The sequence below is a fragment of the Nonomuraea sp. bgisy101 genome (assembly GCF_057708945.1).
Genome location: NZ_JBYITD010000002.1, coordinates 366,135 through 381,417 on the forward strand (window position 1 = coordinate 366,135; position 15,283 = coordinate 381,417).

The 15,283-nt window shown below is 69.7% G+C and carries 13 protein-coding genes; 8 read left to right on the forward strand and 5 right to left on the reverse strand.

Annotation, left to right across the window (positions count from 1 at the left end):
* Window positions 1–8 precede the first annotated feature (8 nt).
* From AC3EO4_RS05290 to AC3EO4_RS05310, 5 genes are all read left to right on the forward strand, one after another.
* The gene (locus AC3EO4_RS05290; RefSeq protein WP_379571174.1) at window positions 9–632 is read left to right on the forward strand and encodes a DUF5941 domain-containing protein; all 624 of its coding nucleotides are present in this window, start codon (window positions 9–11) and stop codon (window positions 630–632) included.
* Window positions 633–711: 79 nt separating this feature from the next.
* The gene (locus tag AC3EO4_RS05295; protein WP_379571176.1) at window positions 712–1,443 is read left to right on the forward strand and encodes a phosphocholine cytidylyltransferase family protein; all 732 of its coding nucleotides are present in this window, start codon (window positions 712–714) and stop codon (window positions 1,441–1,443) included.
* A gap of 28 nt (window positions 1,444–1,471) precedes the next feature.
* On the forward strand, window positions 1,472–2,512 hold the full coding sequence (locus AC3EO4_RS05300; RefSeq protein ID WP_379571521.1) for an iron-containing alcohol dehydrogenase family protein: 1,041 nt from the start codon (window positions 1,472–1,474) through the stop codon (window positions 2,510–2,512).
* Window positions 2,490–3,257, forward strand: coding sequence for a CDP-alcohol phosphatidyltransferase family protein (locus AC3EO4_RS05305; protein ID WP_431894044.1), 768 nt, complete (start codon window positions 2,490–2,492; stop codon window positions 3,255–3,257). The genes AC3EO4_RS05300 and AC3EO4_RS05305 overlap by 23 nt, the downstream gene beginning before the upstream one ends.
* A gap of 181 nt (window positions 3,258–3,438) precedes the next feature.
* Window positions 3,439–4,323, forward strand: coding sequence for a glycosyltransferase family 2 protein (locus tag AC3EO4_RS05310; RefSeq protein ID WP_379571180.1), 885 nt, complete (start codon window positions 3,439–3,441; stop codon window positions 4,321–4,323).
* 11 nt (window positions 4,324–4,334) lie between these two features.
* On the opposite strand, the gene AC3EO4_RS05315 is transcribed toward AC3EO4_RS05310, so the two are convergent.
* The 5 genes from AC3EO4_RS05315 to AC3EO4_RS05335 form a co-directional block, all read right to left on the reverse strand.
* Window positions 4,335–5,051 carry an acetoacetate decarboxylase family protein gene (locus AC3EO4_RS05315; RefSeq protein WP_379571182.1) on the reverse strand — a complete coding sequence of 239 codons (717 nt, stop codon included), beginning with the start codon at window positions 5,049–5,051 and terminating at the stop codon, window positions 4,335–4,337.
* Window positions 5,052–5,122: 71 nt separating this feature from the next.
* Window positions 5,123–6,085, reverse strand: coding sequence for a glycosyltransferase (locus AC3EO4_RS05320; protein WP_431894047.1), 963 nt, complete (start codon window positions 6,083–6,085; stop codon window positions 5,123–5,125).
* Window positions 6,086–6,142: 57 nt separating this feature from the next.
* Entirely contained in the window at window positions 6,143–7,423 is a 1,281-nt protein-coding gene (locus AC3EO4_RS05325) for an acyltransferase family protein (protein ID WP_379571186.1), read from the reverse strand.
* A gap of 257 nt (window positions 7,424–7,680) precedes the next feature.
* Window positions 7,681–9,297, reverse strand: coding sequence for an LCP family protein (locus tag AC3EO4_RS05330; RefSeq protein WP_379571188.1), 1,617 nt, complete (start codon window positions 9,295–9,297; stop codon window positions 7,681–7,683).
* 245 nt (window positions 9,298–9,542) lie between these two features.
* Entirely contained in the window at window positions 9,543–10,970 is a 1,428-nt protein-coding gene (locus AC3EO4_RS05335; RefSeq protein ID WP_379571190.1) for a hypothetical protein, read from the reverse strand.
* Between the two features lie 216 nt (window positions 10,971–11,186).
* On the opposite strand from AC3EO4_RS05335, the gene AC3EO4_RS05340 reads away from it, so the two are divergent.
* From AC3EO4_RS05340 to AC3EO4_RS05350, 3 genes are all read left to right on the forward strand, one after another.
* Window positions 11,187–13,172, forward strand: a complete 1,986-nt coding sequence (locus AC3EO4_RS05340) for a hypothetical protein (RefSeq protein WP_431894049.1) — start codon at window positions 11,187–11,189, stop codon at window positions 13,170–13,172.
* 133 nt (window positions 13,173–13,305) lie between these two features.
* Window positions 13,306–14,199, forward strand: coding sequence for a glycosyltransferase family 2 protein (locus tag AC3EO4_RS05345; RefSeq protein WP_379571194.1), 894 nt, complete (start codon window positions 13,306–13,308; stop codon window positions 14,197–14,199).
* Window positions 14,196–15,281, forward strand: a complete 1,086-nt coding sequence (locus AC3EO4_RS05350) for a glycosyltransferase family 4 protein (RefSeq protein ID WP_379571196.1) — start codon at window positions 14,196–14,198, stop codon at window positions 15,279–15,281. The genes AC3EO4_RS05345 and AC3EO4_RS05350 overlap by 4 nt, the downstream gene beginning before the upstream one ends.
* Window positions 15,282–15,283: the final 2 nt, after the last annotated feature.

Sequence of the window (15,283 nt, forward strand, 5' to 3'; positions counted from 1 at the left end):
GTGCGACCATGATTTCCGTTCACATGATCCCCGTCCCCCGCAGCAGGGTCGTCTCCTACCGCGACGACGGCCCCTTCTCGCGAGGCATGGGCGCGCTGGTGGCAGGCCAGCTGCCTCCTCTGCCGCCCGCGATCGCGGGCGCGTTCGTGACCGGCATCCTGCTCCTGGTCGGGCTGGGCGGCACCGACGGGCTGGCGGTGTTCGCCCCCGCGGTGACGCTGCTGCTGGCCGGACCCGGCAGCTCGCACGCGCACGACGGCAGGGTCGACTGGCTGGTCCCGCCGATCCTGCGGCTGACGGAGTACGTCTTCGTCGCGTCGGTCTGCTTCGGCCACGACGTCCACCCGCTGATCATCTTCGCGCTGCTCGGCGCGATGGCCTTCCACCACTACGACCTGGTCTACCGGGTGCGCCAGCACGTCTACCCGCCGCCGTGGCTGTCGACCGCGGGGCTCGGATGGGACGGCAGGATGCTCGCCGTGTCGGTCGGAGTGATCATCGGCCAGGTGACGGTCTGGTGCGTCCTGCTGGCCCTCTACCTGTGGTGCCTGTTCGGCTGGGAATCGATGACGTGCTGGCTGGCCGCGCCCCGGTCAGGGCTGGATGCGGCCGACATCGGAACTCCAGACTAAGAGCGGATTACACGATCAGGGCCTCGAGGCAACTAACCTTTGGGGTCTTACATAGTCATGCTCGACTGAGGAGTGCACGTTGCTGGGAATGGTGCTGGCCGCCGGGGCCGGACGACGCCTGCGGCCGTACACCGACACGCTGCCCAAGGCGCTCGTGCCGGTCGACGGAGAAACGACGATCATGGACATCTCGCTGCGCAACCTCGCCGCGGTGGACCTGCGTGACGTCGTCATCGTGGTCGGTTACGCGGCGCAGGCCGTACACGAGCGCAAGGCGGAGCTGGAGAAGCGGCACGGCGTGCGGCTCACTCTCGTGCACAACGACAAGGCCGAGGAGTGGAACAACGCCTACTCCCTGTGGTGCGCGCGCGACTACTTCGCCCAGGGGGCGCTGCTGGTCAACGGCGACACCGTGCATCCCGTCTCGGTCGAGGAGACGCTGCTCTCGGCCCCCGCGACCAGCGACATCCTGCTCGCCGTCGACGACGTCAAGTCGCTGGCCGACGAGGAGATGAAGGTCACGCTCAACGACGGCTCGCTCAAGCGGATCACCAAGCTGATGGACCCCTCCGACGCCTACGGCGAGTACATCGGCGCGACCCTGATCCGCCCCGGCGCCGCCGAGCGCCTGGCCGACGCGCTGCAGGCCACGTTCGAGCGCGACCCGCAGCTCTACTACGAGGACGGCTACCAGGAGATGGTCGAGCGGGGCGAGAAGATCCACGTCGCGCCGATCGGCAAGGTCGAGTGGGTCGAGGTCGACAACCACGACGACCTGAACAAGGCCCGCGACATCGCCACCCGCTACTAGAGGAGGCTCGATGCCGCTTCTAGCGAGGATGCTGCCCGCCCCCCTCACCATGGAGGTACGGCGGGGCGCGGTCGCCCAGCTCGGCGCGCTGCTCGCCGACAGCAGGGTGGCCACTTCGGGCAGGGTCGCCGTGGCGGTCGGCCCGGGTCAGGGCGACCACATCGAGGGGCTCATCGCGCCGACCCTCGAAGAGGCAGAGGTGTTCCGCGTCGCCGACGGCTCGGTCGAGGCGGCCGTCTCGCTCGGCGCCGACCTGCGTAAGGGCGCCTACGAGGTGGTCGTCGGCGTGGGCGGCGGCCGTACGATCGACGCCACCAAGTACGCCGCCTCGCTGGCGGGGATCCCGATGGTCGCCGTGGCCACCAACCTCTCGCACGACGGCATCTGCTCGCCGACCGCGTCGCTGGTCTACGAGGGCGGCAAGGGCTCCTTCGGCGTGCCGATGCCGCTGGCGATCCTCGTCGACCTCGACTTCGTCCACACGGCTCCCGACGCGCTGGTCAGGTCGGGCGTGGGCGACGTCGTGAGCAACCTGTCGGCGATCGAGGACTGGCAGCTGGGCAACATGGAGCGCGGCGAGCCGATCGACGGCCTGGCCTGCTCGATGGCGCGTACCTCGGCCGAGGCGCTGATCGGCCGGTCCGACTCCATCGAGTCGGACGCGTTCCTGACGGTGCTGGCGGAGTCGCTGATCCTGTCCGGGATGTCCATGGTCATCGCCGGGTCTTCCCGTCCATCCAGTGGCGGAGACCATGAGATCCTTCATGCCGTGGATCAGCTCTTTCCCGGCACCTCCAACCACGGCGAGCTCGCCGGGATCGGTGCCGCCTTCTGCTTCTTCCTCAGGGAAGACCAGCCCAGGCTGACGCAGGTGGTCGGCTGCCTCCGGCAGCACCAGTTGCCCGTCACGCCCGGCGACATCGGCCTCAGCGCCCAGCAGTTCACCGAGGCCGTCATGCTGGCGCCCTCCACTCGTCCGGGTCGCTACACGATCCTCGAGCACCTGCGTCTGTCGGAGTCAGAGGTTCGCGATCGGGTGGAGAGCTATGTCCGGGCCTTCGGTAGCTGAGCTCCGGGCGGTCGCCCAGCCCGCCGGCCACCTGGAGCGCAGGAACGGCGAGCACTGGGCCGGCGTGCTCTACATGCGCTGGATCTCCCTGCGCGTCACCTGGCTGCTGACCAGGACGTCGGTCACGCCCAACCAGCTGACCTGGGTGATGACGGCGGCCGGCGTCGTGGCGGGTGTGGTGCTCGCGCTGCCCGGACTGTGGGCCGCCGTGGGCGCCGTCCTGCTCGTCCAGGTCTACCTGCTCCTCGACTGCTCCGACGGCGAACTGGCTCGCTGGACCGGCAAGACCTCGCTGACCGGCGTCTACCTCGACCGGATCGGCGCCTACTTCACCGAGGCCGCGCTGCTGGCGGGCCTCGGCTGGCGGGCGTCGAGCGTCCTGCCCGACTGGTACACCGTGCTGGGGTTCGCCGCCGCGCTCGGCGCGATCCTCATCAAGGCCGAGACCGACCTCGTTGACGTGGCGCGGGCCAAGGGCGGTCTGAAGGCCGCCACCGAGGCCTCCGCAGGGCAGCTCCGCTCGGGCCTGCTCGGGTTGGGCCGGCGGGTGCTGGGGGCGACGAAGTTCCACCGGATCGTGCAGCCGATCGAGCTGTCACTGCTCGCGCTGGTCGCGGCCGTGATCGATCTGGCCCTCGGCGACCTCACCGCCTCGAAGGTGCTCATCGTGGCCTGCGCTGCGGCGGCCGGAATTCAAATGATCCTCCATCTGGTCAGCATCCTGGCCTCCAGGCGGCTAGCGTGACTCGGAACCGTCAGGGCACCACGCCCGTCGAATTGATCAGACGCCCGCTGTTCGGTGGGGGTTCACTGACGGTTCCGATACTCTTGTCTCCATCAATCCGGATATTGGCAGACCCCAACAAACTCGGTGATCATGAAAGAATGCTCCGCTCGTGCTCTCGACGCGTCAAGGCGATGACCCGTTGAAGATCTCGTGCGTCATCCTCACCATGGGCAACCGGGTCGCCGAGCTGAACCGGGCGGTCGAGTCCGCGCTCAACCAGGTCGACGGCGACGTCGAGGTGGTCATCGTGGGCAACGGAGCCGACGTGCCCGCGCTGACGGCGACACCGCCCGAGGGCTCTGCCGCGACCGTGAAAACCGTTCGCCTGGCCCACAACACCGGCATTCCCGCGGGTCGTAACCGCGGGGTCGAGGAGTGTTCGGGCGACGTGGTGCTGTTCCTCGACGACGACGGCTGGTACGCCAACCAGAAGGTCGTCGCGCACGTGCGCGACCGCTTCGCCACGGAGCCCGACCTCGCCGTCATCTCCTTCAGGGTGATGGACCCCGACGGCGGCACCGGCCAGCGCCGCCACGTCCCGCGCCTGCGCGCGGGCGACCCCGAGCGCTCCTCGCCGGTCACGACCTTCCTCGGCGGCGCCTCCGCCATCCGCCGATCGGCGTTCCTGCAGGTCGGCGGCCTGCCCGAGCGGTTCTTCTACGCGCACGAGGAGACCGACCTGGCCTGGCGGCTGCTGGGCGAGGGCTACCGGATCGAGTACGACGCCCAGACGGTCATGTACCACCCTCAGGTGCCGCCGACCAGGCACGCGGAGTTCTACCGGCTCAACGCCCGCAACAGGGTGTGGCTGGCGCGGCGCAACCTGCCGTGGCCGCTGGCGGCGTGGTACCTGCTCGACTGGGTGGTGCTCACGCTGTGGCGCGAGCGGCGCTCGGGCGTGGCGCTGCGGGCCTGGTTCCAGGGCTTCTTCGAGGGGCTGCGCACCCCGGCGGGCGAGCGCAGGCCGATGGCGTGGCGCACCGCGTGGCGCATGGTGAAGCTGGGCCGTCCCCCGATCGTCTGACCTGCCCCGCGTCAGGCGTCGCCGGCCGTGTCGAAGGTCATGGCCGCCCGCAGGGTCGTCGTCATCAGCGCCCGTTTCGGCAGGCCGAGCTCGCTGAGCTCCTTGGCGACGGGATGGTTGCCCAGGCGGACGAGCGCCCCTCCAGGGCGCACGCGCATCCCTCTCGCCCACATCTTGGCGGGAACCCTGCGGGTGACGCCGTCGAGGTGCGTGTACGCCGTCAGCGGCGTCGCGGCCGCCGCGCCCGGTACCGGCACTCCCGGTTTCAGCAGCATGTCGATGATCAGCCGCCCGTCCTTGCGCACGATGCAGCGCTTGTAGGGCGACGACAGGCGCAGCTCGATGTCGGCCAGTTCCTTGGGGAAGCCCCAGATCGTCCGGCCCGCCTCCAGGGTGAAGCCCTGGTTCACGGGCAGCCAGTGGACGAACGCGCCCGCCGACCTGAGCGTGGCGGGCCCCGCCGCTCGCGTGCGGCCGCTGCCGGGCGGTCGCACCAGGAAGGCGACGCCGAACTCGTGGTAGGAGTCCAGGTCGCTGTCGCGGTACTGGACGAACACCAGTGTGCAGATGGCCTTGCCGGGCAGGACCTCGGCGACGTCGAGCCCTGAATAGGCGATCACCGCGCGGGCCGCGTCGGCACGGACCGGATACATGGCGCTGCAGACGGTGGCGTCGGTCACCCTCACGGGCATGGTGATCGTGCGGCCCTGGATCAGATGCGAAGCCATGACTCCAGTACATGTGACCATCAGGCCGCCGTCCACGTCTTCGGCCGAATCTCCGGGGAAGGGCCCCATCGTCAGACGGCGAGCTCGTGGGCGACGCCCGCCCACTTCTCCAGGCGCGCCACGAAGGCCGTGGCGTGGTCGGGCCAGTGGTGGTGGAGACGGGCCAGGGTGTTGCCCGCCGCGCCGAGCTTCGCGCGCCGCGCCGGGTCCTCCTTGAGGTCCAGCACCGCCTCCAGGGCCGCGTCGACGTCGCCGTACGGCACGACCGAGCCGCACCCCGCCTGCCGCACCACAGCGGCCGCCACGGGGGTCGTGACGACGGGCACCCCGCGGCCCATGTAGTCCAGAACCTTGGTGGGCGGCCTGGCCGATGGCTCGCGCCACAGGCAGAGTCCCGCGAGTGCGCCCTCGGCCATGCGGAGGGCGTGGCGGTTGGGAACGTAGCCGAACCAGTCCAGCAGCCCGACCCGCTGGGCGTCCCGCAGGACGGGCCTGACCTCGCGGTCGGCGGCCCCGATGAGGTCGAGCCTGATGCCGTGGGGCGCCAGCCGCTGCGCGAGGCCGACGAGCTCGTTCACGCCCTTGTCAGTGGTCAGCCGCCCGATGTGGACGATCCTGGTGTCTCCGGGCGGCGGCGGTTCGGTGGCGGCCAGGGTGGCCTCGGCGGCGGCGGGCTCGAGCACGTGGTGCAGCCGCCGCGCCCGCGCGACCAGCCTGCGGCCGAGTGGCCCCTCAGGCTCGTCGCGCGTGTCGAGCACGACGGGCGGGTGCCGGAACGGCAGCGCCACCAGCAGCTCGGGCTCGTGCAGGATCAGCAGGTCGGCGTCCTTGGCCCCGCGTCTGAGCGCGGCACGTGGCACGCCGCCCCGCCTGACGTCGATCGCGGTGATCGGCGGCACCGGGGTCACGTTGAAGTGGGTGAAAGGAGCGACGTAGGTCACCTCGTGGCCCGCGTCGAGCAGCGCCCTGATCTGCCGATGCATGATCCGGGCGTCCTCGGGATGGTGAAGGGTGGTGGCGACGCAAACGCGCATAAATGTGATGGTGCGTGGCTATGCCATCACGTGCGTGAATGCGGGGGGAACTGCCGTTTAACTTCCTGACGGACGGCGGTAGAGCCACGTCAGGCGCGGCTCCAGCACCCACTTGAAGACCGTGCGGGTCTCCGGCAGGCACAGCACGATGGCCAGGGCGAACGCGCTGGTGCTGATCGCCAGCACACCCAGCGGCCCGTGCAGCCACGGGAAGTCGAGCCAGCCCATCTCCTTGGCGATCAGCACGGGAATGCCGTGGAGCAGGTAGCAGTAGAGCGTGCGGGTGCCGAGATCGGTGAACCAGGTCTCCCCGCGCGGCACCAGCGCGAGGAAGGCGAAGCACATGGCCAGCGAGGCCAGCAGCAGGCCCGCGCGCAGCCCGAGGCCCATGTACCAGGAAAGATCCATGTCCTGGTAGCTGTGCTTGAAGTAGAACGGCTTCAGCGACCACTTGCCGAGCCCGATGTAGATCGCCACCCCGGCCGCGCCCACCAGCGTCACGGCCGAGACGACCTTGACCCAGGTGCGGTTGAGCATCTCGAAGTGCTCGGGCTGCATCACCAGGCCGATCACGAAGAACGGCAGCAGGCCGAAGAAGCGGTCCATGCTGAAGTCGCCCGAGATCTGCGAGAACCCGGCGAACAGATAGATCGCGATGGCCACCGGGATCGGCTGCTTCATCCGCTTCCACACCGGCGTCGACAGCCGCCAGAACAGCAGGGCCAGCAGGTACCAGTTCAGCCAGGCCGGGTCGATGATCGTCAGGCTCCACTTCTGCCCGAGGGAGAAGCGCAGCGCCGCGTACCCGACCTCCACGATCACGTACGGCACGACGAAGGTGTCGACCAGCTTGTTGGTCTTGGCGTTGGAGTTCCAGAAGTTCCTGGACAGGTACCCGCTGACGATGACGAACAGCGGCATGTGGAAGGTGTAGATGAAGACGTAGAGCGCCTTGGAGGAGTTCGCGTTGAGCGTGGGCACCAGCGAGTGGCCCATCACCACGAGCGCGATCAGCAGGAACTTGACGTTGTCGAGGTACGGCTCGCGCTTGCGCGGCGCCGGCTTCGGCTCCTCCTCCTCGGCTTCGGCCGCCTGCTCGTCCGAGCGGTCCTGGGTGGCGAGCGAGCCCCAGAAGGAGGCCTCGGCGGGCTGCTCGCCCCACACCGGCCCCTGCTGCTGCGGTGCGCCCTGCCGCGGCGCGCCCTGGTGTGCGCCCTGCCTCGGCGCGGACCACGGAGCGCCCACTCCCTCCGTCTCGGCAGGTGGCGCCTCGGAGGCGGCGCTTCTCGTGCCGTTCCTCCTGTTGGCCGGAACCGGGAAGGATGGGGAGTCACTCACGGTAGAGACGCTCAGCTATCTGTCGGGGGCCGGGGATCGCAAAGCCACGGTAGCCAGGGCTCCTTGCAGACGCCTAGCAGGATGCCGACTCGCGTTGGCGGTCTGACAACAGTAACGGTCAGTGGGACCCATGTCGCGGTGGAGACATGACAAACAACGGGAATCCACAGGGAATTCGGAGGTTGACGAGGTTTGTCCAGTCGAGTCAAGAGGGCATGCTCCGCACCCCCGCGAGCGGGGGTGCGCGACCGGCAGGGTCAGGCGCAGATGTTCTTGGTGTCGGCGGAGATGCCCGTCTCCTTGATGGCGTCGGGGATCTCCGTGCGGACGCCGGTGAAGTCCTCGCCGATCAGCAGCTGGATGACGGGGGCCTTGTCCGCGCCGGTGTCCGAGACGGTCTGGGTCGTGCCGCCGCCGGTGAACGCCGCGGGGTTGGTGACCTTCACCTTGCCCTTGGTGGAGGGGCGCTTGGTGCCGGACAGCTTGGCGGCCAGCACGTCGGCGTAGTCGGGCCCTGTGGTGTCGCGCTTGCCGTACAGGAGCTTGGTGGTCGGCTGGCTGGTGCCCGTGGCGGTGAGGGCGTTGCCCGTGCCGACGACCTGGAAGCCGAGCTCGGACAGCTGCTGGGCGACCTCACCCGCCTTGCCCGAGGTGGTCGTGCCGTTGATGACCTGGACCTTGACCTGCTCGACCTTCGGGACGACCTTCTTGACCGTGGAGCTCGGGGCCGGCTGGGGGAGCTCGGTGTCGTTCTTGAGCGCCTGGAAGAGCTTCGGCGCCCTGGCGGGGTCCCAGATGACGCGGTTGCTGTCCTCGGGGTCGGGCAGGATCGGGACCGTGTAGAACTGCACCTTGCTGGCGGTGAGCGCCTTCGCGCTCTGCGCGATCTCCAGGAGCTTGCCGGTGTTGGTGGCCAGTTCCTTGTCCATGGTGACGGAGGAGGCCGCGGCGTTGATCAGGCTGATCAGCTTGGCCGGGTTGGCCAGGACGCCGCCGGTGGTGACCTTCTTGACCACCTGGCTGGCGAAGAGCTGCTGCCGCTGGATCCGCTGGAGGTCGCTGCCGTTGCCGTAGGCGCGCAGGCGGACGTAGCCGAGGGCCTGCTCGCCGTTCAGCGTCGACCTGCCCCTGGGCAGCTTGAGCTTGGACTTTCTGTCGTCGACCGCGGTGTTCAGGCAGACCTCGATGCCGTCGAGGGCGTCGACGATGGCCTTGAAGCCGTTGAAGTCGATCTCGACGTGGTGGTCGATGCGGATGCCGGTCAGCGTCTCGATCGTGGTGATCGTGCACGCGATGCCGCCGGTGTTGTAGGCGGAGTTGATCATCCCGTGGGCGGTCGGAAGGATCGCCCCGTTGGCCTCGCTCTTGCACCGGGGGATCTCGACCATCGAGTCGCGAGGGAGGCTGACGAGCTGCGCCTTGTCCCTGCCGGGCGAGATGTGCATCAGGATCATCGTGTCGGTGCGCTTGCCCGAGTCGCGCTGCGAGTCGATCTTGCCGTACTTGGCGTTGCCGTCGCCGTGGCGAGTGTCGGAGCCGACGATGAGCACGTTGAGCGCGCCGGTGGCGTTCACGGGGCGGGTGTTGACGATCTTGCCGTCGACGTCCTCGGTGTGGATGTTGGAGAACGCGTTGCGATAGACCGTGTAGCCGGTCAGCGAGCCGGCGACCATCAGGCCGGTCACCGCGATGCCCGCCCATGCCATGCCGCTCAGGCGCTTGCGACCGCCACCGCCGCTCCTGTGGCCTCGCGGCTCCTCGGGCGGGCGCGGTGGCGGGGGAGGAGTGGCGGCGGCCCTTCGAGAGGACCGGTAGCCGGGAGTGGCGGGCGCGACCAGGCGGTCCTGGACGTCGACACTTCTGTGATTGCTCATACGACCCCCTCGCCCGGCGGCGTGGAGTCCGTGTTCGGCATCCTGCTCACCACGGCCTCCTCGTCCGGAGATTCGGAGCCCGCTTCACGCTGGCTCGGTCGATCGCTCATCGCGCCACGAGACTAAGTCACTGTAAGCGTTGCCGGAGCCATGATCGACCGAATCGGTCGTGACCCGAGCGTGATGATCCAGCCCCAGAGCTTACTCAGAACCGGACATTTCATGGAATGTAGACGTGAAAAATTTTACGGAACAGGCCTGGAGCAGAGCGCCGCCGCGAGGCACGCCAGGGGGACGGCCGGCAGCGTGTAGCGATAGTCGAACTCGGCCACGGCGGGCGGCACGATCAGCAGCACCCATGCCGTTGACCAGGGTAGAAGCCATGCGCCCTGGTAAGTCCTGCGCCTGATCGCCACGACGGGCGGAACGAGCAGGATGGCCAGGAGCACGGCGCCCGGCAGGCGGGCCACGTCCTGGTAGGCGCGCATCCAGCCGGCGAACGGCTCCACGATGTCCGTGCCAATAGCGCCTTTTTCGTATTTTTGTGCGAATTCAGCTCCGACTTGTGCGGGATAACGTCCCGGAGGTCCAGGGGGATTCACAGGAAACTCGTAGTAGCCGTAGATTTCCGCGTCCGGATAGACCGGCCTGCCCAGGGTGAACGTGCGGGTCAGCTCCGACAGGACCGAGCCCGCGTAGTCGAGCGGCTGGCTGCGGATGGCCAGCATCGCGAACCGGCCCGCCAGCTCGTCGTTGGCTCGGGAGAAGGTGATGCCGGGCAGCTTCACCAGCGGCGAGTCCTTGGCCCAGATGTACTCCTGCGACGGCGGGCGGTCCCGCGCAGGGCGCGGGTCGCACAGCACGGCCAGGTCGGCCGGCGGCTCCATCCGCGCGCAGTCGGCGAACGACATCGTGCGGGCGTAGAGGAAGACGCCGTTCGCGCCCACGATGCCGACCCGGTCGTAGGTGGCGTGGAACCAGCCCCCGTAGGCGAGCACGGGCAGGAGCGCGGCGGCGGCCATGATGCCCGCGAGAGCGATCCTCCTGCGCAGCAGCAGCCACGCGCCGAGGACCACGATGAGCGGCTGGCCGACGGTCCTGGTGAGGGAGGCGCAGGCCAGCAGCAGCCCGATGGCCAGAGCCGTACGCCAGGTGAGTTCCCTGCGGATCGCCAGGACCACGGCCGCGACCACCAGGAACGAGAACAGCGCGTCGGAGACCAGCAGGTGCTCCAGCTCGATCTGGTAGGCGTCGAGCAGCACGGGAGCGGCGGCCGGCGTGGCCGCCCACGTGGGGACCCTGCGGGTGGCTCTTCGGGCGGCCACGTAGACGAGGACGCCGGTCGCCAGGCCGAGCAGGTGCTGGACGGCGGTGACGGCGCCGAAGCTGTGGAAGGGCTGCAGGAGCTTGAGGAAGAGGGAGTAGCCCGCCGGACGCACCAGGTCGGGCCGAGGGTGGAAGACGGTGACGATGTAGGTGTAGGAGTCGGGGAACCACAGGGCGGGCCGGTAACCCACCATCGTGATCGCCCGCAGGAGGGCGCCGAGCCCGAACACGATCAGGAACCAGCGGTGCCGCCCCATCATGGGACGTGCCCGCGTCCACGCCCTTGTCGCCGCGTCGCGCGTCGCCTGGGCCGGCCGTCGCGTCCAGGCCGTCAGCCCGGTCTCCACCCCGCGTGCCCTCCGTCCCCGACGCTGCCCCACCGGCCGGGCGGCACCCGACGCCAGCCGTACGCTACCGGCTCCCGACCTCATCGCGGCCCGCTCCCATCCTCGTGGTCGGTGGAGCCGGGAGGGTGGTGAGTGGAGCCGGAGGGATCACCGGTTGGGGGAAACCGGCCGCGGGAGGCGAGGTGCCGGTCGGGTTGGATAACCTCGCGATCACCGATGAGACTCGCCTGGCTCGATCAGACGCGCAGACCGTCGGCGGGCAGGGTGCTCGCCGTCGTCTCCGTGCTGCCCGTGCTCGCCGTGGCCGCATGGCTCCTGGGCGGTCTGCCTCTCCTGTTCGCCGGATGGTTCCACCCGCTGCCCGCGCTCGTCCTCGGCACGGTGTTCTTCGCGGTGCTGTGCAGGACCACGCTCACCGGGCGGGCCGACCTCGACGCCACCGCCTGGCAGGTGACAGGCATCGCGGGGGTCGCGCTCGGCTCGCTGGTCCTCAACGCGATCATGCACAGCGAGCAGCTCATCGTCCGCCGCGACCCCGCCACCTACGCCCAGTACGCCATCTGGATCGCCAGGCACGGCTCCCTGCCCATCCCGCAGCAGGTGGAGGCGTTCGGCGGCCCCGACCCCGCGCTGCGCTTCGGCAGCATGGGCTTCTTCGACTCGGGCGGCGCGGTCGTCCCGCAGTTCCTGCCGGGCCCGCCGATGCTGTTCGCGGCAGGGGAGTGGCTGGGCGGCATGCTGCTCGCGCCTCCCGTGCTGGGGGCGCTGGCCGTGCTCGTCCTCGGGGGGACCGTCGCCAGGCTCGTGGGCGGCCGCTGGGCCGTGCCTGCCGCGCTGGCCTTCGCGATCAGCATGCCGATCCTCTACACGTCGCGGGCCACGTTCAGCGAGATCCCCTCCCTCATCCTGATCTTCGGCGGGATCGCCCTCCTCCACGACGCCCGCGGCAGGTGGGAGACGGCCGTGGCGGGGCTGGTGTTCGGGCTGGCCGTGCTGGTGCGCATCGACGCGCTGCGCGACGTGCTGCCGGTGCTCGCGTTCGGCGGGCTGCTCGTCGCGCTGCGGCGTGGCTTCGCCTTGCTGGTGGGGCTGGCCGCGGGCGTGGGGCTCGGGTTGGTCGCGGCGTGGGTGTTCGCGGGCCCCTATCTGGCCTATCTGTCTCGTTCGGTGTGGCCGATGCTGCTGATCAGTGTCGCGGTCCTGGTGCTGACCGCCGTGGGGACGGCGCTGGCGGGCCGCCTCGCGCGTGTCCGCCTGCCCAGGCGCCTGCCCGGGGTCGGCGCGGCCCTGGTCGTGCTCGTCATGCTCGGCCTGGCCGTACGCCCGTGGGTCCAGACGGTGCGCCGCGTGCCGACGACGAACCCTGACTGGCTCACCTACCAGTTCCTCGAGGCGACCCAGAAGGCCAACGGCCTGCCCGTCGACGGCACCCGCCTCTACTTCGAGGACTCCCTCTACTGGGTGATCTGGTACGTCGGCGTCCCTGTCGTCGTGTTCGCGACGCTGGGCGCTGCCGTGCTGGTCAGGCGGCTGCTGCGCGGCGGGGCGGCCTTCGAGTGGCTGCTCCCGCTGGCCGTCGTCGGCTGGACCACCGTCACCACGCTGCTGCGGCCGGAGATCACGCCCGACCACCCGTGGGCCGCCCGCCGTCTGGTGCCCGTCGTCATCCCCGGCCTGATCCTCCTGGGTGTCTGGGGGCTGGCGTGGTCGCGCGACAAGCTGCGCAGGCTCGGGTACGGCACGCGCTGGTTCGCCGCCGCGGGCGCGGTGCTGGTCGTCGTACCCGTCGCGATCACCTCGATCGGCACCGCCTTCACTCCCGTCGAACGGGGCGAGCGCGCCGCCGTCGCCGGGCTGTGCGCGCGCATCCCCTCCGACGCCTCCGTGCTGGTCATCGAGCGCGTCACCGGCGACCGCCTCACCCAGGTCGTGCGCGGCACATGCGGCGTTCCCACGGCGCAGGTGCGCAGGACGGCGGGCGACGTGGCCGCCGCGGGTGACGTCCGCCGTCTCGTCGACGGGATCCGCGCCGCGGGCCGTACCCCTGTGCTGCTGGCCGCGGAGGCCGGCCAGCTCACGCCCTACGGCACGCCGTCGCAGGTGATCGACCTCAGTACCCGCCAGGACGAGCGCTCGCTCGTCGAGCCGCCCAACGGCACGTGGCGCCTGCAGGTGGACGTGTGGATGACGTCCCCGGTGTAAGACCGGCGCGGAGGGGCACTCGGGAAGGCGAGGTCAAGGCGGCCCGAATCTCCGCTCAGCCACGATCACATTCCAGGTAACGGTAACCTCGTCCCACGTGAGCACGCTTGAGCCCCCCGAGACTGGATCCGCTGTGGAAGCTACGCCGTACGTCACGATCGTCCTGCCCTGCTACAACGAGCAGGACCACGTCATTGACGAGGTCGAACGCATCACCAAGGCGATGGACTCGAGCGGCTACACCTACGAGCTCGTCGCGGTCGACGACTGCTCGACCGACGCGACGCTCGCCAGGCTGCATGAGGCGGCGCCCCGATTCCCGCACATGCGCATCCGCGCCTTCCACCGCAACGGCGGTTCGGGCACGGTGCGCAGGATCGGCACCCAGGAGGCGCGCGGCGAGATCGTCGTGTGGACCGACGCCGACATGACCTACCCGAACGAGCGGATCCCCGAGCTGGTCCAGATCCTGGAGAAGGACCAGACGGTCGACCAGGTCGTGGGCGCGAGGACCACCGAGGAGGGCTCGCACAAGCTGCTGCGGGTGCCCGCCAAGTGGGTGATCCGCAAGATCGCCGAGAAGCTCGCGGGACAGAAGATCCCCGACCTCAACTCGGGTCTGCGCGCGTTCCGCAAGTCGGTGGCCAAGCCGTACCTCAGGCTGCTGCCGCCCGGGTTCTCGTGTGTCACGACGATCACGCTGTCGTTCCTGTCGAACCAGCACGACGTCTACTACCTGCCGATCGAGTACGCCAAGCGGGCAGGCAAGTCGAAGTTCAGCTTCATCAGCGACGCCTACCGCTACATCCTGCAGGTGCTGCGGATGGTGATGTACTTCAACCCGCTCAAGGTGCTCATGCCGCCCGCGTTGTGGTTGGTGGTCATCGGCCTGGCCAAGGGCGTGTTCGACGTGACCCGCTACGGCTTCTACCTCACCAGCAACACCATCGTGATCTTCCTGTCCGGCATGCTGATCGGTTCGGTGGCGCTCTTGGCCGACCTGATCGTGAGGTCGCGCGGCGAATGAGGATCGCGATCGTCGGCCCGACATACCCGTACAAGGGGGGCGGCGCCCAGCACACCACCGAGCTGGCGCACCGGCTCGCGGCCCTGGGCCATGACGTGGTGATCGAGTCGTGGAAGGCGCAGTATCCGTCCTTCCTCTACCCAGGGCAGCAGACGATCGACGTTCCCGAGGGCGAGCCGTACCCGAGGACGCGCAGGGAGCTCGACTGGCGCAGGCCCGACGGCTGGTTGGCGGCGGGGCGCCGGTTCAGGAGCGCCGACCTGGTGATCCTGGCCGTGCTCAGCCCGGTGCAGGTGCCCGCCTATCTCGGCATGCTGTACGGCCTCGGCCTGAGGAGCCGGCGACGAAGCGGCACGGCCCGCAGGACGAGGGTGGTGGCGCTCTGCCACAACGTGCTGCCGCACGAGCGCAAGCCATGGGACGAGCCGCTGATGCGGGCGCTGCTGAAGCGGGTCGACGGCGTGCTGACCCACTCCGAGCAACAGGGCGACCTGGCCAGGACGCTGACGGGCAAGCCGGTCGCCACGGTCGCGCTGCCCCCGCACCTGCCCGCCAGGAGCGGGGCCAGGGGCGAGGGCATCCGCAACAAGCTGCTGTTCTTCGGCATCGTCCGCCCTTACAAGGGGCTCGACCTGCTGCTCAGGGCGCTGCCCGAGGGCGTCTCGCTGACCGTGGCAGGAGAGTTCTGGGGCGGGATGGAGCAGACCAAGGAGCTGATCGCCGAGCTGGGCATCGGTGACCGGGTGGAGCTCAGGCCGGGCTACGTCGCCGCCGACGACGTGCCCGAGCTGTTCGCCGGGGCCGACGCGCTCGTCCTGCCGTACAGGAACGCGACGGCCAGCCAGAACGTGTGGCTGGGGCACGAGCACGGGGTGCCGGTGATCGCGACCAGGGTCGGAGCGCTGGCCGACAACGTCCGCGACGGCGTCGACGGGCTCCTGGTCGAGCCTGGTGACGCCGAGGCGCTGCGCAAGGCGATCGAGCGTTTCTACGAGGATCCCGAGCGGCTGCGGGCGGGCGTGCGGGCCGTCGATCCCGAGCCCTACTGGAGCGACTACACCGACGCACTGCTCAGGGCCTGAGA